Genomic DNA, 23,119 nt, shown 5'->3' with positions numbered 1-23,119 from the left:
TCGGGTCTCGTTACTTGCTGACCTGCGCGCCGACGCCGAAGTACGGCGCGGACGGCGTCTGTCCTGCGATCGCCGAGCTCTGCGTGATCCCGCCGTTGACGGTGCCCTGGATCAGCGCCGCGAACAGTCCGCCGTTCGCGATCACGAAGCCCGGCGCCGACGTATCGGTCGTCGTGACGCCGAGGAGGCCCGGCGTCGACTGACCGTAGTCGAGGTTGAGGCCGGTTTCCGCCTGTTGCGTGCTCGGATTGACGAACGTGGCCGTCGTCCCCTTGACCACCGTCGCCGTGTACTTGAAGTTCGAGTCCGCGCCTGCATAGCCGCCGTCGACGCTGCCCAGCGCGAGCGCCGTTGCCGGCCCGAGCACCGCGATGCCGGACTCGTCGTCGACCTGCGCGTCGGTGTGCAGCGGCGGCGTGCCGAGGTTCACGTTGCCCGTGCGCACGACGACGGGCACGGTCGCGCCGTTCAACTGGCCGAGCACCATGTGCGCGACCGCCGACTTGCCCGTCGCGCCGATGAGCGGCAATTGCGTTTGCGGCAGGACCTGCGGCGCCTGCGTGCTGTTGAAGTAGCCGCTGCCGCTCGACGTCCACGGGTTGCCCGTCGTCATGCAGCCCGACGTGCTCGTCGACGTGCACGCGCCGTTCGAATCGAATGTCTCGCTCGAATTGATCCCCTTCGTCGCGTAGTTGCCCGACGGCACGAGGTGATAGAGGAGCGCGTTGTACGTGCCAGGCAGCTTCGTGAGATCGGCCGTCGTGTTCGAGAAGGCGAGGAACGGATAGAAGTCGAAGTGACGCTGCGGCACCTGGCCGATGTTCTGCAGCACGCCCGGGATGATCGTGAGGCCGCTGTACTGAACCGTCGCGCCCGGGATGCCGCCGCCCGCGACGCCGAAGCCGACGAGGATCATCGGCGGGTTCGCCTGGTTGAAGTCCGCTGCGGTCGAGTAGGTTGAGTTCGTCGCGGGCGACGTGCCGCTGCCCGGCAGCAGCACGAACGCGCAGCGCGTCTGCTCGGCGGTCGGCAGCGTGCCGGCGGGCGGGTGCGCGACGCTGCCCGTGATCGTCGTGCCGGCGCGCGTCGGCGTGACCGTCCCGGTCGCGAGCGGAATCGGCGACTCGAGCCACTTGAGCGTGTACGTCATCGTTGCCGCGTTGATGTTCAGGCTCACGATTTCACCGCTGCCTGCGCCGCCGAGATACGTGCTGCTGCCTATGTCCGCACTGGCGGGGCAAAGCGACGTATTGCCCGCGGCCGAGCTCGGCGGTCCCTGGACGCCGCAGCTCGCGCCGGAGCATTGTGTAACGTCGATGGGAGCCGGAGTGCCGCCGCCCCCTCCACTGCAGGCGGCGAACAAAGGGGCGAGGGCTATGGCCATTGCCACCCCTTTTGAAAAGGCGTCCGACATGCCTCTGTCTCCAATGTGTTTAATTGTGTGGGCTAATTTGGCTGCGTCGTTTTCAGCTGTCAATTGATGGAATCGTCTAAATAAGACAATTTAAACATTCCGTTGTATTCGGGATGGCGAAGCAAGAGGCGGAAGCGAGGAAATTAAAACGAGATGAAGGTTTGAAATTCGTCCGGCGGAATGTGGTGGCCCTTGTTTTTACAGGGTTTTTTTGTGTCGGGTGGTGTTGGATCAAGCATTTTCAGCACGTGCATCGGGTGAATCCCTATCCGGGATAGTCATTACGGCTTTGTAGTTTTCAAGATTTGTTTTTGGATGGAAATGAAAGTTTGTAAATATCTGTCAATGCCGTGGCGTTATTTGAATAATTTTCAATTCTCATTCGATGCAATAAAAAGCCGGCCTCTCGGGCCGGCTTGTCTTGTGCCGCAAGCAATGTGTCGTTCAGCGCTTGAGCCCCGTGTCCTCGGCCGCGCCGACGTTGAGGTTCATGCACTGGATCGCGGCGCCTGACGCGCCCTTGCCGAGGTTGTCGAGCCGTGCGACCGTGACGAAGCGCTCCGCCGTGCCGAACACGAAGAGGTCGACGCGATTCGTGTCGTTGCAGGCCTGCACGTCGAAGAAGCCTTCGTCGAGGTTCTCGGCCGCGTCGAACGGCGCGACGCGCACGAACGCCTCGCCCGCATAGTGCTCGGCGAGCACGCGCTGAACGTCCTGCGGCGTCACGCGTTTTGCGAGTTGGCTCGGCGTGAAGTACGTGGTGACGGCGAGGCCCTTGTAGAACGGCCCGACGATCGGCGTGAAGATCGGCGCGCTCGCGAGGCCCGTGTGCGCGGCCATCTCCGGCAGATGCTTGTGCGCGAGGCCGAGCGCGTACGGACGCGGGCTCGCGAGCTTCGCGCCGCCCGCTTCGTAATCGGCGATCATCTTCTTGCCGCCGCCGCTGTAGCCCGTGATCGAGTAGCTGTGCGCGGCGAAATCCGGCGCGACGACGCCCGCGTCGACGAGCGGGCGCATCGCGAGCACGAACGCCGATGCGTGGCAGCCCGGCACCGCGATGCGCTTCGCGGCGCGGATGCGCTCGCGCTGCGCGCGGTTCAGCTCGGGGAGGCCGTACGCCCAGTCGGCGCTCGTGCGGAACGCGGTGCTCGCGTCGATCAGCGTTGTGTCGGGGTTCTCGACGAGCGTCGACGATTCGCGCGACGCGGCGTCGGGCAGGCACAGGAACGTGACGTCCGACGCGTTGATGAGGCGGCGGCGCTCGTCGACGTCCTTGCGCTTCGCTTCGTCGATGCGCAGGATTTCGACGTCGCTGCGCGCGGACAGATATTCGAAGATCTTCAGACCGGTCGTGCCTTCCTGGCCGTCGACAAAAACTTTCGTGCTCATCTCGCTCTCGCTGGATCGGGGCGGGCGGCGCGTCGCCGCCGTGAAAAACGCCATTTTAAGACGTGATGCGCGGCATCGTAACCGGCCCGGCCGAAAAAAGCCGGCCGGGCGGCGCAAGTGATTCGGCCCCTTGGCGAATCAAGGGCGAATCAAGGGCGGATCACGCGCGGATCACTGGCCGGCGAGCCAGCGGGCGGTCGCGGCCGCGACGCGCGCGCCGAACGCCTTCGCGGTCTCGAGATCGCCGCTCGCGGGCGCTTCGGCGGGCGACGCGTCCGACGGCGATTGCGCGAGGAGGCCGGTGAAGCCGCCCGCGTAGTTGATGTCGTTGCGGGTCGACGCCTTCGTGTTCGCGGGCAGCAGGCCCGTGCCGACCCACACCATCCCGTGCTGCATCGCGAGCGTGACGAAATACTGGATCGTCGAGAACTTGTCGCCGTTCATCGACGCGGAGTTCGTGAAGCCCGCCGCGATCTTGTCCTTCCATTTCTGGCCGAACCACGCTTTCGACGTCGCATCGGCGAACTTCTTGAAGTCGGCCGACGGGCCGCCCATGTAGGTCGGCGCGCCGAAGACGATCGCGTCGGCGGCGTCGAGCGCGGCCCAGCCGGCGTCGTCGAGATCGCCGACGGCGACGAGCCGCGCGTTCGCGCCCGCGTCCTGCGCGCCCGCGAGCACGGATTCGGCGAGCTTTTTCGTGTGGCCGTAGCCGCTGTGATAGACGATGACGATGTTCGACATTCCCGTTTCTCCAAGATGAGACGACGAAGCCGCGCGTCCCGGACGGGCCGCGCGGCGGACGATGGCTGCCCGCGGCGACGCGTGCGGACGGCAGGCGAAAAGAGTGTAGCGGTGCGAAATGACGCGTACGACCGCTGTCGCGTGCGACTGAATTTCCCGGATGGAGCGAATCGCGAGCGCGCCGCACCTCGTCGGAGACTAGCGGCCGTATGTGACGACGAGTTGCGCGGAGCCGATCGTCTCGGTGCCGATCTCATGGTCGAACATCTGTGCGGGGCGGCCCGTCGCGACGCGCAAGTCGGTCGCTTTCAGCGCGTAGACGGTGATCACGTAGCGGTGCGGCTTACCGGGCGGCGGACACGGGCCGCCATAGCCGTCGACGCCGAAATCGTTGCGCGCCTCGGTCGCGCCGAGCTTGCGCAGATAGCCGGACGCGCTCGCGTCGGCGGGCAGGCTCGACACGTTCGCCGGGATGCCGGCGACGGCCCAGTGCCACCAGCCGCGGCCGGGCGCGTCGGGATCGAACATCGTGACGGCGAAGCCCTTCGTGCCGGGCGGCGGGTGGCGCCAGGCGAGTTGCGGCGAGCGGTTGCCGCCCTTGCAGTCGCCTTGATTGAATACGAGCACCGCGCCGACGCGCCCGCCGGGGCGCAGGTCGTCGCTCGTCAGCGTGAACGCGTCTTCGGCGAGCGCGCGCGAACCGGCGAGCAGATCGAAAAGGGCGACGCAGGCGAGGGCGAGCGAAAGCAGACGACGGGGCGAACCAGGCGGAACGACTCGGCGACCCACACGCATATGGCCCTTCTCCCGTCACTTGTGCCGGGGCGACCCGGCGCTGATCGTTGTCGAGATGTGATGCTCGAACCCGAATATGAGGCCAAGTCTAGCATTAGGGGACGCATGGCGGCGGCAGTCTCGTCAACTTCGTGCGACGGCGTCTGCCGCTGGTTCCGGCTGCGGGGCGGTTGTTGCCGCCGGGACGGCGCGGGGTGCATGCATCGCGATACGGAAGTGACGTGCAACGGCGGCTCGAAACGCGGCGGCGGCGCGACAAAAAACGGGTGGCAGTGGGGGCAGCCCGGCATCGGGAGCCGGTGACGCACGACCGGACGAGCATTCGAGAGGCGCGGTCGGCGGTGCGGTCAGGTGCGAGGCGGGACGAGGCGGGACGAGGCGGGACGAGGCGGGGGCGAGGCGGGGGCGAGGCGGCGACGTGCGACAAGATGGAGATGCCGCCAGCCCGCAGCAGGCGTAACGCGGATTGCGGGGTGACGAAACGGTCGGCACGCGGCAGGCGATCGCGGGCGGCGCGCCGTGCGGCCAAGTAAAGGCCGCGGACGAGCGCTGAACCGACGCGCCACACGGCGAGAAACGCGTCACGACGCGGCACGCCTGACCGAAAGATCGCGCCGGCCGCGAGCGCGCGCATAAAAAAACCGCCCGCCGTCATCGACGGCAGGCGGTTCTTTGCGCAGCGCGGACTTCTCGCTGGCGAAGCGGGCTCGCGTTACGCCTGCGCGCCCGTCGCACCGCCGTGCGCGGCCGACCATTCGGCCGGCGAGTGCAGGAATTTCTCGACTTCGTCGAGCGTCTTCGTTTCGAAGTAGCCCGACGCCTTCGCGACGCGCAGCACGTCCCACCACGTCGCAAGCGCGTGCAGGTCGACGTCGATGTCCTTCAGGACCGATACGCTTTCCTTGAAGATGTCGTAGTGGAACAGCACGAAGCAGTGGTTTACCGTCGCGCCCGCCGTGCGCAGCGCGTTGATGAAGTTGATCTTGCTGCGGCTGTCGGTCGTCAGGTCCTCGACGAGCAGCACGCGCGAACCTTCTTCCAGGTGGCCCTCGATCTGCGCGTTGCGGCCGAAACCCTTCGGCTTCTTGCGCACGTACTGCATCGGCAGCATCATCCGGTCGGCGATCCATGCGGCGAACGGGATGCCGGCGGTTTCGCCGCCCGCCACCGCGTCGATCTGCTCGAAGCCGACGTCGCGCAGGATCGTCGCTTCCGCCATTTCCATCAGGCCGCGGCGCACGCGCGGAAACGAGATCAGTTTGCGGCAGTCGATGTAGACGGGGCTCGCCCATCCGGACGTAAAGATGAAGGGTTTGTCGGCGTTGAAGTGCACCGCTTGCACTTCGAGCAGGATTTTGGCGGTCGTGTCGGAGATCGTCTGACGATCGAAGCCTGTCATGGGGGCGTTCCTTGATGGTGAGCGAGGGGCGGGCGCGGCCCGGTGGCGCAGCTCGCGTGATTCCGGCCGTGAGGGCCGGGCTGCGGGCCGACGTGGGCGTGACCGCCGGCGTCGAGCCGCATCGCTGCGCGCGTAGCCCGTTATTTTACCCGATTTGAGCGCTTTTCGAGCCGCGCGACGCCGCCCGGGCGGCAGATTTTCGGCGGCCGGATGGTGGCTGCGGGCGTCGCGCGAGCGTCCGGACAGGCGGATTTGCCGCTTGCTTGCGGCATTGAAAGGAAGCACGCCGAAGCAACGGGCTGCCGCGGCGCAGCAACTGACGGGCCTGCACGCGGTGTACACTAGGCGACCCTCAGTATTTGCTCGGTGCTTTGTACTTTCCGCTTGCCACCCGCCAAGGTTACATGTCGCGCCGATCCGGCTCGCGACGGCCGCCACAGTCGACCATCCCTTCGATTCCCGCATCCGCGGCTCCCGGTGCTCGGTACTGAGTCTTTAGATAATTACGTCAGTCTCTCGCAGGTCAATCATGGACGAACAACTGAAGCAGGCCGCTCTCGCCTATCACCAGAATCCGAAACCCGGCAAGATTTCGGTCACGCCGACCAAGCCGCTGTCGAACCAGCTCGATCTGTCGCTCGCATATTCGCCGGGGGTCGCCGCGGCGTGCGATGCGATCTACGCCGATCCGCTCGACGCGCAAAAATACACGTCGCGCGGCAATCTCGTCGGCGTCGTGACGAACGGCACCGCGGTGCTCGGCCTCGGCAACATCGGCCCGCTGGCCGCGAAGCCGGTGATGGAGGGCAAGGGGTGCCTGTTCAAGAAGTTCGCGGGCATCGACGTGTTCGACATCGAACTCGCCGAGTCCGATCCGGACAAGCTCGTCGAGGCGATCGCAATGCTCGAGCCGACGCTCGGCGGCATCAACCTCGAGGACATCAAGGCGCCCGAGTGCTTCTACATCGAACAGAAGCTGCGCGAGCGGATGAAGATCCCCGTCTTCCATGATGATCAGCACGGCACCGCGATCATCGCGTCGGCGGCGATCCTGAACGGCCTGAAGGTAGTCGGCAAGAATCTGTCGAGCGTGAAGCTCGTCTGCTCGGGCGCGGGCGCGGCGGCGATCGCGTGTCTCGACCTGCTCGTGAAGCTCGGCCTCGACAAGGCGAACGTGCTCGTCGCCGATTCGAAGGGCGTGATCTACGAGGGGCGCGGCAGCCTCGATCCGTCGAAGCAGCGCTACGCGGCGACGACCGGCGCGCGCACGCTCGCCGACGCGATCCAGGGCGCGGACGTGTTCCTCGGCTGCTCGAGCGCGGGCGTGCTGAAGCAGGACATGGTGAAGACGATGGCGGACCAGCCGCTCATCCTCGCGCTCGCGAACCCGGAGCCGGAAATCCGCCCGGAAGACGCGAAGGCGGTGCGCCCGGACGCGATCGTCGCGACGGGCCGCTCCGACTACCCGAACCAGGTCAACAACGTCCTGTGCTTCCCGTTCATCTTCCGCGGCGCGCTCGACGTCGGCGCGACGACGATCACCGAAGAGATGAAGCTCGCGTGCGTGCGCGCGATCGCCGAACTCGCGCAGGAAACCGACCAGAGCGAGGAAGTCGCGAAGGCGTATGAAGGCCACTCGCTCGAATTCGGCCCGGAATACCTGATTCCGAAGCCGTTCGATCCGCGCCTCATCATCAAGATCGCGCCCGCCGTCGCGCAGGCCGCGATGGAATCGGGCGTCGCGACGCGCCCGATCGCCGACATGGATGCGTACCGCGAGCAGCTCGGCGCGACCGTCTACCGCACCGGCATGGTGATGCGTCCCGTGTTCGCGACCGCGAAGACGAAGACCGCGCGCATCGTGTTCGCCGAGGGCGAGGACGAGCGCGTGTTGCGCGCCGCGCAGTTCGTGCTGCAGGAAAAGATCGCGAAGCCGATCATCGTCGGCCGTCCGTCCGTCGTCGAGATGCGTCTCAAGAAGATCGGCTCGAAGCTCACGGGCGGCGTCGATTTCGAGATCGTCAATCCGGAGGACGATCCGCGCTACCAGCAATGCTGGCAGGCGTACCACGAGATCGGCGCGCGCGACGGCGTGACGCCCGAAGTCGCGAAGGCCGCGCTGCGCAAGTTCAACACGTTGATCGGCGCGATGCTCGTGCACCTCGGCGACGCCGACGGCATGATCTGCGGGATGATCGACACGTATCACAGCCACCTGAAGTTCATCGAGCAGGTGCTCGGCCGCGCGTCGGGCGCCGAGCACTTCGCGGCGATGAACCTGCTGATGCTGCCGGGCCGCAACCTGTTCATGTGCGACACGTACGTGAACGAAGAGCCGAGCGCCGAGCAGCTCGCCGACATGACGATCCAGGCCGCGGCCGAGATCGAGCGCTTCGGCATCACGCCGAAGGCGGCGCTCTTGTCGAACTCGAACTTCGGCAGCGCGCCGTCGGCGTCGTCGCGCCGGATGGCCGAAGCGTGCAAGCTGATCGTCGAGCGTGCGCCGCACCTCGAAGTCGACGGCGAAATGCACGGCGACGCGGCGCTCTCCGAAGTGGTCCGCAAGGCCGCGTTCCCCGGCACGACGCTGTCGGGCGAGGCGAACCTGCTGATCATGCCGAACGTCGAGGCGGCGAACATCGCGTACAACCTGCTGAAGATGGTCGGCGGCGAAGGCGTGACGGTGGGCCCGTTCCTGCTCGGCGCGAGCAAGCCGGTGCACATCCTGACGCCGGCCGCGACCGTGCGTCGGATCATCAACATGACGGCCGTCGCCGCGGCGAACGTTCAGGTGAAGTAACGCGCGGACGGATGCGGACGCGGCAAGCCTTCCCGGCATGCGGCGTCGGGACGAGACGAAAGGCGGTCGCCCGGTCGGGTGGCCGCTTTTTTCATTGGCGCATGCGCGGCGTGCGAAGCACGCGATTTGCGGGCGCCGGATTTGTCGCGCCCGCCGTCGCGCCGTTGTCGAGCGACGAGCATCGCATGTTCGCCCGGCGGTGAACGCCGATGCCCGCGTGCGCCGGCGGCGGGTCCGGCGTCGCGTCGTCGCGTCGTCGTCCGCGCGGTTTGCGCCGTCGCCGGCGCGGCGGATCGCGGGCCGCCGCGCTACGCGACGTTTCGCGTCTGGCCGCCCTCCGGCGAGCGCCACTGCGCGAGTAACCGCTCCCACTTTCCGCGCACCGCGTGCAGGTTGTTCTCCTTCACGTGCCCATAGCCGCGGATGCCGTCCGGCAGGCTCGCGAGCTCGATCGCGAGCGGCAGTGTGTCGCGCGTGAGCCGGCCGTCGAGCAGCTCGTGCACGAGCGCCTCGTATTCGCCGATCAGTGCGCGCTCGGTGCGCCGTTCGTCGGTGCGGCCGAACACGTCGAGCGCGGTGCCGCGCAAGAACTTCAGCTTCGCGAGCACGCGAAACGCCGGCATCATCCACGGTCCGTATTGCCGCTTGACGAGGCGGCCGCGCGCATCCTTCTTAGCGAAGAGCGGCGGCGCGAGGTGGAACCTGAGCTTCCAGTCGCCTTCGAACTGCTCGGCGAGCTTCGCGGCGAACGCTGGATCGGACTGCAGCCGCGCGACCTCGTATTCGTCCTTGTACGCCATCAGCTTGTAGAGATTGCGCACGACCGCCTCGGTGAGCGGCTCCTGCGCGGTGTCGGCGCCGAGCGTGCGCTCGGCTTCGCGCACTTTGTGGACGGCGGCCGAGAAGCGCGCCGCGTACGCGGCGTTCTGATACGCGCTCAGGTGCTCGACGCGCGTCGCGATCAGCGCGTCGATCGCCTTCTTCGTATGCAGCGAGATCACCGTCGCGCCCGCTTGCACACCGCCCGCCGCCCCGGCGCGCACGCTCGCCGGATCGAAGGCCGCGCGACGGCCCCATTCGAACGCCGCGCGATTCTGCTCGACCTGCACGCCGTTCAGCTCGATCGCGCGCACGAGCGACGCGTGCGTGAGCGGCAGCCAGCCGCGCTGCCACGCGTAGCCGAGCACGAACGGATTCGTGTAGATCGCGTCGCCCAGCAGCGCGACCGCGAAGCGGCTCGCGTCGACGAGATCGACCGCATCGCCCGCCGCCGCGCGGATGTCGAGCTCGGCGCTCGCGCCCGGGAACGACCACTTCGGATTCTTGATGAACTCGGCGGTCGGCGTCTTCGCGCTGTTGACGACGACGCGCGTCACGCCGTGACGCATCCGCGACGTGCATTCGTCGCCCGCCGTGACGATCGCGTCGCAGCCGATCACGAGATCGGCTTCGCCCATCGCGATGCGGGTCGCGTGGATGTCGGCGGGCGCGTGCGAGATCTGCACGTGGCTCATCACCGCGCCGCCCTTTTGCGCGAGGCCCGTCACGTCGAGTACCGTCACGCCTTTGCTTTCGAGGTGCGCGGCCATTCCGAGCAGCGCGCCGATCGTCACGACGCCGGTGCCGCCGACGCCTGTGACGAGCACGCCGTACGCGCGGTCGATCGCGGGCAGCGCCGGCTCGGGGATCGGCGGCAGCGCGCGCGCGTCGGCCGACGCGGCCTTCGGCTTGCGCAGCTTGCCGCCTTCGATGGTCACGAAGCTCGGGCAGAAGCCCTTCACGCACGAGAAATCCTTGTTGCAGGTCGACTGGTTGATCTGCCGCTTCGTGCCGAATTCGGTCTCGAGCGGCTCGACCGACAGGCAGTTCGACTGCACCGAGCAGTCGCCGCAGCCTTCGCAGACCGCCTCGTTGATCACGACGCGCTTTGCCGGATCCGGATACGCGCCGCGCTTGCGGCGGCGGCGCTTCTCGGTCGCGCAGGTCTGGTCGTAGATCAGGATCGTCGTGCCTTCGATCTCGCGCAGCGCGCGCTGGACGTTGTCGAACCGATCGCGATGATGGATCGTCACGCCCGGCGCGAGCAGCGACGTGTGGCCGTCGTATTTCTGCGGCTCGTCGGTGACGATCACGATCCTCTTCGCGCCTTCCGACGCGAGCTGGTGCGTGATCTGCGGCACCGTCAGCACCCCGTCGACGGGCTGCCCGCCCGTCATCGCGACCGCGTCGTTGTAGAGAATCTTGTACGTGATGTTCGCCTTCGACGCGATCGCCGCGCGAATCGCGAGGAGGCCCGAGTGGAAGTAGGTGCCGTCGCCGAGGTTCGCGAACACGTGTTTTTCGTCGGTGAACGGCGCCTGGCCGATCCACGGCACGCCTTCGCCGCCCATCTGGCTGAACGTGCTCGTGCTGCGGTCCATCCAGACCGTCATGTAGTGGCAGCCGATGCCCGCGATCGCGCGCGAGCCGTCGGGCACGTTCGTCGACGTGTTGTGCGGGCAGCCGGAGCAGAACCACGGCTTGCGCTCGATCGTCACGTGCGGCTTCGCGAGCGCGGTTTCCTTCGCGTTGATCACCGCGATCCGCGCGGCGATCCGCGCGCGCACGTCGGACGGCAGTTCGAACTTATCGAGCCGCGTCGCGATCGCCTTCGCGATGATCGCGGGCGACAGCTCGTAGTGCGCGGGCAGCAGCCAGTTGCCCATCGGCACCGACCATTCGCCGCCCGCGCCGTCCTTCTCGTCGAATTTGCCGAAGACGCGCGGTCGCTGGCCGTCCGGCCAGTTGTACAACTCTTCCTTGATCGCGTATTCGAGAATCTGGCGCTTTTCCTCGACGACGAGGATCTCGTCGAGCCCGCGCGCGAACGCTTGTGCGCCTTGCGCCTCGAGCGGCCACACGCAGCCGACCTTGTAGAGACGAATGCCGATCCGCGCGCAGGTTTCGTCGTCGAGACCGAGATCGACGAGCGCCTGGCGCACGTCGAGGTACGCCTTGCCGCCCGTGACGATGCCGAAGCGCGCGTTGGGGGAATCGATCTCGATGCGGTCGAGCTTGTTCGCGCGCACGTATGCGAGCGCCGCGTACCACTTGTAGTCGAGCAGGCGCGCTTCCTGCACGAGCGGCGGATCGGGCCAGCGGATGTTCAGGCCGCCGTCGGGCATGATGAAGTCGGACGGCAGCACGATTTCGGTGCGATGCGGATCGATGTCGACGGAAGCCGACGATTCGACGACGTCCGTCACGCACTTCAGCGCGACCCACAGGCCAGAGTAGCGGCTCATCGCCCAGCCGTGCAGACCGAAATCGAGATATTCCTGCACGTTCGACGGGAACAGCACGGGCAGCCCGCATGCCTTGAAGATGTGCTCCGACTGATGCGCGAGCGTCGACGACTTCGCCGCGTGATCGTCGCCCGCGAGCACGAGCACGCCGCCGTGCGGCGCCGAGCCGGCCGAGTTCGCGTGCTTGAACACGTCGCCCGTGCGGTCGACGCCCGGGCCCTTGCCGTACCACATCGCGAACACGCCGTCATGCTTCGCGCCCGGATATAGATTGACTTGCTGGGAACCCCAGACGGCCGTCGCCGCGAGGTCTTCGTTGAGGCCGGGCTGGAACACGATCCGATGCGCGGCGAGGTGCTGTTTCGCCTTCCACAGCGACAGATCGAGCCCGCCGAGCGGCGAGCCCCGGTAGCCGGAAATGAAGCCGGCGGTATTCAGGCCTGCGGCGCGATCGCGCTCCTGCTGAAGCATCGGCAGGCGCACGAGCGCCTGGATGCCGCTCATGTACGCGCGGCCGCGTTCGAGCGTGTATTTGTCGTCTAGCGTGACGGATTGCAGCGCGGCTTCGAGCGATGCGCGCTGGCCTGCGTCTAGCGGGGCGTTCATGCGGTGTCTCCTCACCCGGTTCGGGATCGCCAAAACTAACGGCGCGTCGGCGTCTTGTGGACGCGTCAGTCGGCCCGAATATTGGCGGGTTTCGTTCGATGGTAGCACTGGGAAAAACCCGCCGCTGCGCTTCAAAAATCGGTGGCGTGCAACTCGAAAACGTGAGGAATCAATGCGTTACAGGCTGTAAGCGCATGTAAAACGGCGGGCCTCGCGCGGCGAATGCCGTTAGTCTCTGGGGCCCTGTCCGGTTGCGCCGGGCGGCGCCGGCTCGTGCCGGCGGCGCGAATGCGTGCCGGACGGTTGCAATGGAGGTGCAATGAAGACTCGATATATCCAGAATTTCCTGATGGTGTCCGCGGCGTTTTTCGCGATGAGCGGGCCGGCGCGCTCGGAAGGCGCGAGCGTGTTGGCGACGGCGAGCACCCAGATGCTGCAGCTTGCGGCAGCGGGCGGTGCGGAGGCGCCGGCGCTCGCGGGCGCCGCGACCGGCGAGCGCGGCGGCGCGGCGCAAATGTGATCCGCGACGGGCGCGGCGCGAGACGGCGCGCGATCGCCGGCCCGTCGCCCGATGATCGATAACGCAAAAGGGCGGGAATCCCGGGATTCCCGCCCTTTCTGTTTGCGCGGCCGCGCTCGGCGCGCGGCACGTTCGCGGCGGCGCTTCGCGCGGTCTCGCTTACGCCTTGTCCTGCACGACGCCGCGGCGGATCTGATCGAGCTCGATCGATTCGAACAGTGCCTTGAAGTTGCCTTCGCCGAAGCCCTGGTTGCCCTTGCGCTGGATGATCTCGAAGAAGATCGGCCCGATCTGGTTTTCGGTGAAGATCTGCAGCAGCAGGTCGTCGCGCGCGCCGTCGATCAGGATCTTGCGTTTGCGGAGTTCGTCGAGCGGCTCGCCGTGGTTCGGCACGCGGCGATCGACGAGCTCGTAGTACGTGTCGATCGTGTCGAGCAGCGCCACGCTCTTCGCGCGCAGGCCGTCGACCGCCTTGTAAATGTCGGTCGCGCCGAGCGCGATGTGCTGAATGCCTTCGCCGTGATACGCGTCCAGGTATTCCTGAATCTGGCCCGCGGTGTCCGAGCCTTCCTCGTTGATCGGAATCCGGATCTTGCCGCACGGCGACGTCATCGCCTTCGACTTCACGCCCGTCACCTTGCCTTCGATGTCGAAGTAGCGGACCTCGCGGAAGTTGAACAGGCGCTCGTAGAACTCCGCCCATTCCTGCATCCGGCCGCGATGGACGTTGTGGGTCAGGTGATCGATGTAACTGAGGCCGTGGCCGACCGGGTTCGGATCGGCGCCCGGAATCGGCTCGAAATCGACGTCGTAGATGCTGATGTCGCCGATCGCGCCCGGCTTCGCGCCGTTCTTGCCCTTCCAGCGGTCGACGAAATAGATCAGCGAATCGCCGATCCCCTTGATTGCCGGGATGTTCAGCTCCATCGGGCCCGTCTTGTTGTCGAAGCCCCATGCGCCCAGCTCGAGCGCGTGCTTGTATGCCTTCGCGGCGTCCTGCACGCGGAATGCGATTGCGCAGATCGACGGCCCGTGCAGCCGTGCGAAGCGCTGCGCGAACGAGGCCGGCTCGGCATTGATGATGAAGTTGATGTCGCCCTGGCGGTACAGCGTCACGTCCTTGTGGCGGTGACGGGCGACCGCGGTGAAGCCCATCCGCTCGAATAGTTGGCCGAGCGCTTTCGGATCGGGGGCGGTGTATTCGATGAATTCGAAGCCGTCGGTACCGACGGGATTGTCCCAGGTGGGGAATTGCATAGCGTCTCCTAGCCCTCGGCGGGGCATGCGTCTTAGGTGAGTATCTGCGGCAAAGTGTAGCGGGGCGGGCAGGGCGGAAACTTGCGAACTTTGTCGTGTAACGCTACGCTTGCGCAATTTCTCGTCCGCACGAACAGGCAGGGAGGCAGGAAATGGCGCACGTGGAATTGGATGCGATTGACCGGCGCATTCTTGCGATTCTTCAGGAGAACGGGCGCTTGTCGAACCAGGACATCGCCGAGCGGGTGAATCTGTCGCCGAGCCCGTGTCTGCGGCGAATCCGCCGGCTCGAGGAGATGGGCGTGATTACCGGCTATGTCGCGCTGCTCGACCCGCAGAAGCTCGGGCTCGACCTGCTCGCCTACGTGAGCGTGCGCCTGGAGAAGCGCGGCGGCGTCGTGCCCGCGCGCGGCGACGAGACGTCCGCGCGCGCGGGCGCGACGCACGCCGAGTTGTTCCGCGCGGCGGTGCAGGCGTGGCCGGAGGTCGTCGCGTGCCACGCGATGACGGGCGACATGGACTATCTGCTGCGCGTGCAAGTCGAGGACATGGCGCATTTTTCTCGCTTCATGCAGGAGCAGCTGCTGCACCATCCGTCGGTGATCGACGTGAAAACGAGCTTCTCGCTCGAGCGCTTCAAGGAGACGACCGCGCTGCCGATCCGCTGAATCTTGCGTCGCCGAAAAGGAAACGGGCGGCCCGTCGTGGGCCGCCCGTCTTCGTTCCTGCTCGGCGGATGCGAAGCGCCGCGCGTTACGCGGTGAGGCCCGCGGGCAGCAGCGATTCGAAGATCTGCGTCGCGCGTCGCGCCTGGCGCTTGAGCGCGTAGTCGAACACGGCCGCCTGCTCCTGCATCATCTCGGCGATGATCGTCGAGTGGTCGGCGGGCGGCAGCGACAGATACGCATCGGCTTCGCCGTACGCGTACTCGATGCGCATTCCGGACTTCTTCGCGATGTGCATCATCGTCGCGTTGCGCGACAGGCAGTGCATGTACAGCGTCGTGACGTGCGTGTTGCGGCTGCGGATCGCGGCGCGTTCGAACAGCTTCGAGCCGACGCCCTGGCCGCGCGCGCGTTCGAGCACCGACACGCCGAATTCGGCGGTGCGCTTGTCGCCTTCCGCGGGCAGATAGGCGAGATGGCCGACGCCGATCAGTTCGAGCGCGTGGTCGAACACGCCGAACACGGTGTCGCGGCCGAAGTCGATCGTGCGGACGTAATTCTCGATCACGTGATCGGGCACCGCTTGACCGAAGCGCAGCAGACGATCGTCTTCGTCGAGCGCGAGAAAGTGGGTGAGCAGTTGTTGACGGTCGCCGGAAGCCAGTTCCCGAACGAGAACTGGCGCGGGACCGGCGACGCCGACCGCATCGGCAGGGCGAAGGTCTGGCTTGTTCATCGTGGGTTCCTCATAAAGACCGTGCAGCAGAATTGTGCAGCGCAGCGCAATTTTAGCTGAACGGCCGTGCGGAGATTGGGGAAAACCCGGATATTCGTGTTGAGGCCGGACTCTAGACTCACTGATTCGAGAGAATAAGTCTCTGTTTTTATTGATATTTTAAGGATTTTTGATGGAGGTGTATGCAAAGCGTCGCACTGTTACGTTGGCGCAACGTATGCTGCCCCGCAATAAATCAGACGATTCAGCCGCCCAGGCCGTGCTCGATCATGCCGATCACCTGCTCGGCGAAGTCGCGATAACCGAGGCGGCCGCCCGGCTTCAGCCACGTGAACGTCCAGTTGATCATCCCGAACACCATCATCGTCACGGGCGTCTGGTTGTCCTTCGAGATTCGCTCCGGATACGCGCGCGCGAGCTGGCGCGCGAATGCGGCGACGATGTCGCGCTGGCGGCCGAGGATGATCTGGCGCTGCGTGTCCTCGAGGTACTTCACATCGTTCAGCAGCGCGACGTGGCGGCTGTGCGACGTCTCGTATTCGACGAGGAACGCCTGCACGAGCTCGGCGAACGCTTCGCGCTCGGTGAGCCCGCGCCGCTGGCTCGCGCCCTCGACCTCGGCGATGATCAGCATCAGCCGCTTCGTGTAGCGGTCGAGCAGGTCGAACAGGATCGCTTCCTTGCCCTCGTAATAGTGATAAAGCCGCGCCTTCGACGTGCCGCTCGCGTTCGCGAGGTCGGTCATCGACGTGCTCGGGTAGCTCGTCTGCGCAAACTTGGCGGCGGCGAGATCGAGGATCTGTTCGCGCTGGGATTCGTGATCGGGGGCTCGGGTGCGGGCCATGTGATTCGGTGTGTGATGGATGCGGGGTCGGGTTAGCGGGGGACGGCGACGGCGGGCGCGACGCGCAGCGTCGCCGTCTTCAGATGGTCGATCGAATGGGCGGCGCCCTGCAGCTCGATGCGGCCGGCCGCCGCGAGCTCGCGGCAGCGCCAGAACGCGATCGTGTCGCCGACGAACAGGTGGCCGCGGTCGGCGAACGCCATCACCGCGCCGACCGTGCGCGCGGCGGGACCCCATTCGTCGGGCGCATGCTCGAGCACGAGCGCGTCGATGTCCGCGTAGTGGCCGCTCTTGAACGTATTGCAGATCCAGTAGCGCAGCTCGGCGTTCGCTTGCTTCGCTTCCTGCCATTCGAGCGCGAGCCGGCTGATCCGCAGCACCGAGATCGGCGCCGCTTCCGGCAGCTTCGCGAGGAGCTGGGCGGGCGAGAAGATGCCGGTGGCCGTCGCCTGGTCGGCGCGCAGCCGCACCCACGCTTGCGGATCGTCGATGTCCGCGCTCGACAGCCGCACCTCGTTGAGGCGCTGCGGCGTGTTGCGCAGATGGTAGGCGACGCGCCTTAGCATCAGCTGATCGGCGACGCTGTGCGCGTGCCAGACGACAACCTGGCCCGTGCCGGCCGCGAGCGTCTCGAGTGTCGCGGAGTCGTCGCCGAGCCCGGCCGTCCAGTCCTGCTGCACGTCGCCGATCACGCGCTCCCAGAACGCCGCGCGGACCTCCGGCGTGTCGTCGGCGCCGCGCAGCGGGCCGATCGACAGATCGTCGAACAGCTCGACGACGCTTTCGTCGCGGCCCGCGTCGGCGAGCGCGATGCGAAGAGAAGCGGCGGCGGAGCCGCCCATGGTCACGTGGATGGTGCTCATTGGCCTGTCGTCAACATGAGAAAAGCCGCCCGGGAGCCGGCGCATCGTGCGTCCGGCCCGCGGGCGGCCCCTAGTGTAAGCGAGATGGGCGGCGGCGAGTAACCGCGCGGCAAGACGCCGCCTATCGATCGTCGTAGCTGACGACGACCTTGTCGCTGACCGGATGGCATTGGCAGGTGAGTACGAAGCCGTCGGCGATTTCCTGCGGCTCGAGCGTGTAGTTCTTCTCCATCCGCACCTCGCCTTCGAGCACCTTCGCGCGGCACGTGCAGCACACGCCGCCCTTGCACGCGTACGGCAGCGCGAGGCCCGCGCGTAGCCCGACGTCGAGGAGGCTCACGCCTTCGTACGGCAGGCGCAGCTTGCGCTTCTTGCCGTCGAGCACGATCTCGAGGTCGGCGGCGGGCATGTCGTCGGTGATCTCGACGGCGGGCACGCCCGCCTGCGGCAGCGGCGTGCCGAAGCGCTCGACGTGCACCCGCTCGTGCGGCACGCCGGCCGCGGTGAGCGCGGCCTCGGCGGCATCCATCATCGGCGCCGGGCCGCAGATGAATGCTTCGTCGATCGTCGCGGCGGGCACGAGCGAATCGAGGAACGCCGCGCATTTGGCCTGGTCGAGCACGCCGTTGAACAGCTCGACGTCCTGCAAGTCGTCCGACAGCACGTGATAGAGAACGAATCGATCCATGAAGCGGTTCTTCAGATCCTCGAGTTCCTCGGCGAACATGATCGAGTCGACGCTGCGGTTGCCGTAGATCAGCGTGAACGCGCTCCGCGGCTCGAGCTCGAGCGTCGTCTTGACGATCGCGAGCACGGGCGTGATCCCCGAGCCGCCTGCGAACGCAACGTACTGCTTGCCGTGGTCGGCGTTCAGGTGCGTGAAGAAGCGGCCATCCGGCGTCATCACGTCGATCATATGGCCGGGCTTGAGCGTATCGAACGCAAAGTTCGAGAAGCGGCCGCCGCGCACGCGCTTGATGCCGATGCGCAGCTCGCCGTCGCGATCGTAGTCGGTCGTGCCGACGCAGATCGAGTACGAGCGGCGGGTTTCCTCGCCGTCGACGTGCGCCTTCAGCGTGACGAACTGGCCCTGCGTGAAGCGGTACGCGTCGCGCAGCTCGGGCGGCACCTCGAACGACACCGTGACGGCGTCGGCGGTCTCGGGCCGCACGTCGCGAATGCGCAGTGGATGGAATTGCGGAGTCGCCATATCAATAAGGTTTGAAGTAGTCGAAGGGTTCGCGGCAGTCGACGCAGCGATAGAGCGCCTTGCACGCGGTCGACGCGAACTGCGCGAGCCGCTCGGTGTGCGCGGAGCCGCAGCGTGGACAGATGGGCGCGGCGAGCGGCTTCGGCATGAAGCGCACGACGCGCTGCGCGAGGGCGGTGCCGGTGTCGCCGACGCTGCCGCATTGGCCGACGGGCGGCGCGATGCCATAGGCGCGGAGCTTCTCGCGGGCGTCGGCGGTGATCCAGTCGGTCGTCCATGCGGGCGCGAGCACGGTCACGGTCCGGTGCGGCGCTATACCGGCCCGTCGCAGCGCGGCGTCGATATCTTCCGCGATCTGCTGCATTGCCGGGCAGCCGGAGTAGGTCGGCGTGATGACGACTTCGAGCGTGCCGTCAGCGGCATGGCGCACGTCGCGCAGGATGCCGAGATCGCGGATCGACACGACCGGAATTTCCGGATCGGGCACGGCTTCGAGCGCGACCCATGCGCGGGCGACGAGCGGAGCGTCGCCGTGCGCGGAGGCGGTGCGGCCGTTGCCCGCGCCGTCGATGGCGGTGGTCGTTTGGTCGGAGGCGGATGCGGGGAGGGCTGACATCGTCTGGTTCCGTCGTTCGTCGTTCGTCGCGCCCGGGCTTACCAGGACGCGCCCGGATACTGGCGCGCGACGCTCTGCAGCTCCGCGAGCAGATAGCCCATGTGCTCGGAGTGCTCGCCGCGCTTGCCGGTCGGCACGTATTCGCCGGCCGCAGGCAGCGCGAGCGTCGCCTCGGCGAGCGTCGCATCGACGTCCGCGCGCCACGCCGGCTCGAGCGACGCGATCGCCGGGCCGATGCCGGCCGCGGCCGCCGCGTCGTCGACGGCGTCCGCCGCGAAGAACTCGCGCGTGTATGGCGTCAGATAGTCGAGCGCGGCGAGCGCGCGGCGATGCGACTCATCGGTGCCGTCGCCGAAGCGGATCAGCCATTCGCGCGCGTGGTGCTCGTGATAGCGCGTCTCCTTCAGCGACTTCGCCGCGATCGCCGCGAGCTGCGCGTCGCCCGACGCCTCGAGCGCGCTCCAGACATGCAGCATCAGCGTCGAATAGAAGAAGTTGCGCACGACGGTCACCGCGTAGTCGAGCTCCGCGTGCGCGGTGCCGCAGAGCGGGCCGTAGTGCGGCAGCTCGACGAACGTGTAATTCGCGAATTCGCGCTCGGTGCGGAAGTACGCGTAGTCGTCCTCGGTCCGCGCGGCGCCGGTGAGCTGCCGCTCGAGCTCGGCCGCGTGCGTATACAGCAGGCGCGCCTGGCCGATCAGGTCGAGGCTCATGTTCGTGAGCGCGATGTCTTCCTCGAGGACCGGACCGTGGCCGCACCATTCGGCGTTGCGCTGACCGAGGATCAGCGCGTTGTCGGCGAGGCGCAGCAAGTAGGCGAGGTGTTGTGGGGTCGTCGTCATGGCCTGCCGCTCACATGTGGTTGATTTCGTCGGGCAGCGTGTAGAACGTCGGATGGCGATAGATCTTGTCGCCCGCCGGTTCGAACATCTCGGCCTTTTCGTTCGGATCGGACGCGGTGATCGCTGCCGACGGCACGACCCAGATGCTCACGCCTTCCTGGCGGCGCGTATAGACGTCGCGCGCCATGCGCAGCGCCATCGACGCGTCGGCCGCGTGCAGGCTCCCGCAGTGCTTGTGGTCGAGCCCTTGCTTGCTGCGCACGAAGACTTCCCAGATTGGCCATTCTTTGTTCATCGCTTTCTCCTGAATCTCCTGAATACGGATGGCGGCGTCGCGCTTCGCGCGCGTCATGCCGCTTGCTGCTGCGCACGGCGGCGGCGCTTTTCCTCATGCGCAAGCGCGGCTTCGCGGACCCACGCGCCGTTGTCGTGCGCCTTCACGCGGGTCGCGAGGCGCTCCCTGTTGCACGGGCCGTCGCCGTTGACGACGCGCCAGAATTCGTCCCAGTCGAGCGCGCCGTAGTCGAAATGGCCGCGCGCGTCGTTCCACTTGAGATCGGGGTCGGGCAGCGTGACGCCGAGCACCTTGGCCTGCTCGACCGTTGCGTCGACGAACTTCTGCCGCAGGTCGTCGTTCGAGATCCGCTTGATCCCCCATTTGGCCGACTGGTTGCTGTGGACGGAATTGGCGTCGGGCGGGCCGAACATCATCAGCACGGGCCACCACCAGCGGTTCACTGCGTCCTGCACCATCGCGCGCTGCGCGTCGGTGCCCTTCATCATCGCGAGCAGTGCGTCGAAACCTTGCCGCTGATGGAACGATTCCTCCTTGCAGACGCGGATCATTGCGCGCGCATACGGGCCGTACGTGCAGCGGCAGAGCGGAATCTGGTTCATGATCGCGGCGCCGTCGACGAGCCAACCGATCACGCCGACGTCCGCCCACGTGAGAGTCGGATAATTGAAGATGCTCGAGTACTTGGCCTTGCCCGCGTGCAGTGCGTCGATCAGCGCGTCGCGCGACACTCCGAGCGTTTCCGCGGCGCTATATAGATAGAGACCGTGACCGGCTTCGTCCTGGACCTTTGCGAGCAGGATCGCCTTGCGCTTCAGGCTCGGCGCACGCGTGATCCAGTTGCCTTCCGGCAGCATGCCGACGACTTCCGAGTGCGCATGCTGCGAAATCTGCCGCACGAGCGTCTTGCGATAGGCGTCGGGCATCCAGTCCTGCGGTTCGATCTTGCCGTCGGCGGCGATGACGGCATCGAATCCGGCTTGTTCAGACGAATCGGCGGCGGCATCGAGCGGCGCGACGTTGCCGGGGATGTCGAGGGATTGCGTGTACATGGCGATGTTCTCGTCCAGGTGGAATGTTCACGCAGTATAAACCAACCGACCGGTCGGTTAATAAATCATTTTAGCGGATGAGCGAGATTCGCGGATCGGGTGACGGCGATTTGCTGCGGGTGGCGTGCCGGTTCTGCTGAAGGATCGCACCGAGTTGCGAGGTAGACGCCTGAATTCTGTTCTGGAATGTCCGAACCCCGAACCCGACTCGCTGGATTCATAGATTGCTGGTCAGCGGCCCGAGAACCGACAAGCCGGCGCCGAGCATGATTCCCTCGTTCAACGGAGCGCGCGGACCGACATCAGGCACAATCCAAAGTTTTGCAGTGAGGAGTTTCGAATGACGCCCCGACGTTGGCTTTTCGCTCTTTCATGCTATCTCGCGCTGGTCGCATCCCAGATGGCGAGCGCCGCGCAAGCCACCGCACCGACACAGCCGACCCGCTGGGTCGCGTCATGGGCGACGGCGCTGCAGCCGATTCCGGATCTCGCGGCGCCGCCGCCGCTGTATCGTGCGCCGGACGTCGCGGGCCGCACTGTCCGCCAGATCGTCTATCCGACGCTCTCGGGACGGGCGATCCGTGTGCGCGTGAGCAATGCGTACGGCAAGACGCCGCTCGTGATCGGCGAGGTGAGCATCGGTCGCTCGGCGGGCGGCGCCGCAGTGACGGACGACCGTTTGGCGGCCGTGACATTCGGCGGGCGGCGCGAGATCGAAGTGCCGGCTGGTCAGGAGCGGGAAAGCGATCCGGTCGCATACGGCGTGACGGCTGGCGAACCATACGCGCTCAGCCTATATATGAATGGTCGCCAGACGATGACGGTCTGGCATCGTGTCGCGAGTCAGGTCAATTACGTGTCGACGCCGGGCAACCATGCGGGTGACGTTGCGCCCGACGCATACCGGACGCACTTCACACAGTCCGCCTGGGTGGCCGAGCTCTCGGTCGAGGCGGCGCAGCCGGGCGCGGCGACGATCGCGGCGGTGGGCGATTCGATCACCGACGGCCTGCGCTCAAGCCTGAACCGCAATCGGCGCTGGCCGGATGCGTTCGCGGCCCGCCTCGAGCGCGCGGGAGCGCACGACATCGGCGTGGTGAATCTCGGCATCAGTGGGAACCGGCTGCTGAGCGACTCCCGCTGCTACGGCGTCGCGCTCGAGCGTCGTTTCGAGCGCGACGTGCTGACGCTCGCTGGCGTGAAGGTCGCGGTGCTGCTGATCGGCATCAACGACATCAATTTCGCGGCGATGCCCGCCCGTTCGGGGCTCGATTGCGATGCGCCGCACACGCAGGTCGACGCACAGGCGCTGATCGAAGGCTACCGCCGGGTGATTGCTGCCGCGCATGCGCGCGGCGTCGCGGTGTTCGGTGCGACGCTGACGCCTGCGTCGTTGCCGCCTGCGCGCGACGCGATCCGCCGCCAGGTCAACGAGTGGATTCGGGCGTCGGGTGCGTTCGACGGCGTGGTGGATTTCGATGCCGCGCTGCGTGATCCGTCGAAGCCGTCGGAACTACAGCGCCGCTATAACAGCGGTGACGATATTCATCCGAGCGATGCGGGGTATGCGGCGATGGCCGACGCAGTGCCTCTGGAACGCTTGGTGGCGGCTGCCGGACGCCGGTGAACGCGCTGTATCGACCGGGTGCGCCACGTCGATACAAGAAATTTAATGAGACCCTTAAAAAGTGCTTGCGCGAAAGCGGAATGGTGCCTAGAATCACGCCTCTTTCGCGGTAACGGAAACGCGACGCGAAAGAAGAAGTGGGAGGTTCCGGCGCTTGAGGCGAG

At 66.6% G+C, this 23,119-nt stretch carries 19 protein-coding genes; 4 read left to right on the top strand and 15 right to left on the bottom strand.

Annotated features, from left to right (window positions below):
* Positions 1–10 precede the first annotated feature (10 nt).
* From WS69_RS14350 to WS69_RS14330, 5 genes are all read right to left on the bottom strand, one after another.
* A complete protein-coding gene (locus WS69_RS14350) occupies positions 11–1,384 on the bottom strand; it encodes a DUF2957 domain-containing protein (RefSeq protein ID WP_059471420.1) in 1,374 nt (457 codons plus the stop codon).
* 474 nt (positions 1,385–1,858) lie between these two features.
* Positions 1,859–2,803, bottom strand: a complete 945-nt coding sequence (gene argC, locus WS69_RS14345) for an N-acetyl-gamma-glutamyl-phosphate reductase (RefSeq protein ID WP_059471450.1) — start codon at positions 2,801–2,803, stop codon at positions 1,859–1,861.
* A gap of 171 nt (positions 2,804–2,974) precedes the next feature.
* A complete protein-coding gene (locus WS69_RS14340) occupies positions 2,975–3,544 on the bottom strand; it encodes a flavodoxin family protein (RefSeq protein WP_059471419.1) in 570 nt (189 codons plus the stop codon).
* Between the two features lie 198 nt (positions 3,545–3,742).
* A complete protein-coding gene (locus WS69_RS14335) occupies positions 3,743–4,339 on the bottom strand; it encodes a YbhB/YbcL family Raf kinase inhibitor-like protein (RefSeq protein ID WP_059471418.1) in 597 nt (198 codons plus the stop codon).
* 712 nt (positions 4,340–5,051) lie between these two features.
* On the bottom strand, positions 5,052–5,738 hold the full coding sequence (locus WS69_RS14330) for an orotate phosphoribosyltransferase (RefSeq protein ID WP_059471417.1): 687 nt from the start codon (positions 5,736–5,738) through the stop codon (positions 5,052–5,054).
* Between the two features lie 529 nt (positions 5,739–6,267).
* Here WS69_RS14330 and WS69_RS14325 point away from each other — a divergent pair.
* The gene (locus tag WS69_RS14325) at positions 6,268–8,538 is read left to right on the top strand and encodes an NADP-dependent malic enzyme (protein WP_059471416.1); all 2,271 of its coding nucleotides are present in this window, start codon (positions 6,268–6,270) and stop codon (positions 8,536–8,538) included.
* 308 nt (positions 8,539–8,846) lie between these two features.
* Here WS69_RS14325 and WS69_RS14320 read toward each other — a convergent pair whose 3' ends face one another.
* Entirely contained in the window at positions 8,847–12,428 is a 3,582-nt protein-coding gene (locus WS69_RS14320) for an indolepyruvate ferredoxin oxidoreductase family protein (protein ID WP_059471415.1), read from the bottom strand.
* 319 nt (positions 12,429–12,747) lie between these two features.
* Between WS69_RS14320 and WS69_RS14315 the strand changes: the two genes are divergently transcribed.
* A complete protein-coding gene (locus WS69_RS14315) occupies positions 12,748–12,948 on the top strand; it encodes a hypothetical protein (RefSeq protein WP_059471414.1) in 201 nt (66 codons plus the stop codon).
* Between the two features lie 159 nt (positions 12,949–13,107).
* On the opposite strand, the gene hppD is transcribed toward WS69_RS14315, so the two are convergent.
* Positions 13,108–14,205, bottom strand: a complete 1,098-nt coding sequence (gene hppD, locus WS69_RS14310) for a 4-hydroxyphenylpyruvate dioxygenase (protein WP_059471413.1) — start codon at positions 14,203–14,205, stop codon at positions 13,108–13,110.
* A gap of 152 nt (positions 14,206–14,357) precedes the next feature.
* Here hppD and WS69_RS14305 point away from each other — a divergent pair, with 152 nt between their 5' ends.
* On the top strand, positions 14,358–14,873 hold the full coding sequence (locus WS69_RS14305) for an Lrp/AsnC family transcriptional regulator (RefSeq protein WP_059471412.1): 516 nt from the start codon (positions 14,358–14,360) through the stop codon (positions 14,871–14,873).
* A gap of 85 nt (positions 14,874–14,958) precedes the next feature.
* Here the strand turns inward: WS69_RS14305 and WS69_RS14300 are convergent, their stop codons facing one another.
* From WS69_RS14300 to paaA, 8 genes are all read right to left on the bottom strand, one after another.
* A complete protein-coding gene (locus tag WS69_RS14300) occupies positions 14,959–15,606 on the bottom strand; it encodes a GNAT family N-acetyltransferase (protein ID WP_010106994.1) in 648 nt (215 codons plus the stop codon).
* Positions 15,607–15,850: 244 nt separating this feature from the next.
* Positions 15,851–16,450 (bottom strand): TetR/AcrR family transcriptional regulator, encoded by a 600-nt coding sequence (locus tag WS69_RS14295; protein WP_059471411.1) that lies wholly within the window; start codon positions 16,448–16,450, stop codon positions 15,851–15,853.
* A gap of 32 nt (positions 16,451–16,482) precedes the next feature.
* On the bottom strand, positions 16,483–17,313 hold the full coding sequence (locus tag WS69_RS14290; protein WP_059471410.1) for a DUF1835 domain-containing protein: 831 nt from the start codon (positions 17,311–17,313) through the stop codon (positions 16,483–16,485).
* Between the two features lie 121 nt (positions 17,314–17,434).
* Entirely contained in the window at positions 17,435–18,523 is a 1,089-nt protein-coding gene (gene paaE, locus WS69_RS14285) for a 1,2-phenylacetyl-CoA epoxidase subunit PaaE (protein ID WP_059471409.1), read from the bottom strand.
* A gap of 1 nt (position 18,524) precedes the next feature.
* Positions 18,525–19,139 carry a 1,2-phenylacetyl-CoA epoxidase subunit PaaD gene (paaD, locus tag WS69_RS14280; protein WP_059471408.1) on the bottom strand — a complete coding sequence of 205 codons (615 nt, stop codon included), beginning with the start codon at positions 19,137–19,139 and terminating at the stop codon, positions 18,525–18,527.
* 38 nt (positions 19,140–19,177) lie between these two features.
* On the bottom strand, positions 19,178–19,981 hold the full coding sequence (gene paaC / locus WS69_RS14275; RefSeq protein ID WP_059471407.1) for a 1,2-phenylacetyl-CoA epoxidase subunit PaaC: 804 nt from the start codon (positions 19,979–19,981) through the stop codon (positions 19,178–19,180).
* A gap of 10 nt (positions 19,982–19,991) precedes the next feature.
* Positions 19,992–20,276, bottom strand: coding sequence for a 1,2-phenylacetyl-CoA epoxidase subunit PaaB (gene paaB, locus WS69_RS14270; RefSeq protein WP_059471449.1), 285 nt, complete (start codon positions 20,274–20,276; stop codon positions 19,992–19,994).
* A 53-nt stretch (positions 20,277–20,329) separates the two neighbouring features.
* On the bottom strand, positions 20,330–21,328 hold the full coding sequence (gene paaA / locus WS69_RS14265) for a 1,2-phenylacetyl-CoA epoxidase subunit PaaA (RefSeq protein ID WP_059471406.1): 999 nt from the start codon (positions 21,326–21,328) through the stop codon (positions 20,330–20,332).
* Between the two features lie 340 nt (positions 21,329–21,668).
* Between paaA and WS69_RS14260 the strand changes: the two genes are divergently transcribed.
* Positions 21,669–22,955 (top strand): SGNH/GDSL hydrolase family protein, encoded by a 1,287-nt coding sequence (locus WS69_RS14260; RefSeq protein WP_059471405.1) that lies wholly within the window; start codon positions 21,669–21,671, stop codon positions 22,953–22,955.
* Positions 22,956–23,119 lie beyond the last annotated feature (164 nt).

The organism is Burkholderia sp. BDU5, assembly GCF_001522845.1.
Lineage (GTDB): Bacteria > Pseudomonadota > Gammaproteobacteria > Burkholderiales > Burkholderiaceae > Burkholderia > Burkholderia mayonis.
Note: the sequence above shows the minus strand (reverse complement) of the source record. Positions and strands in the feature narration are given on the sequence as shown.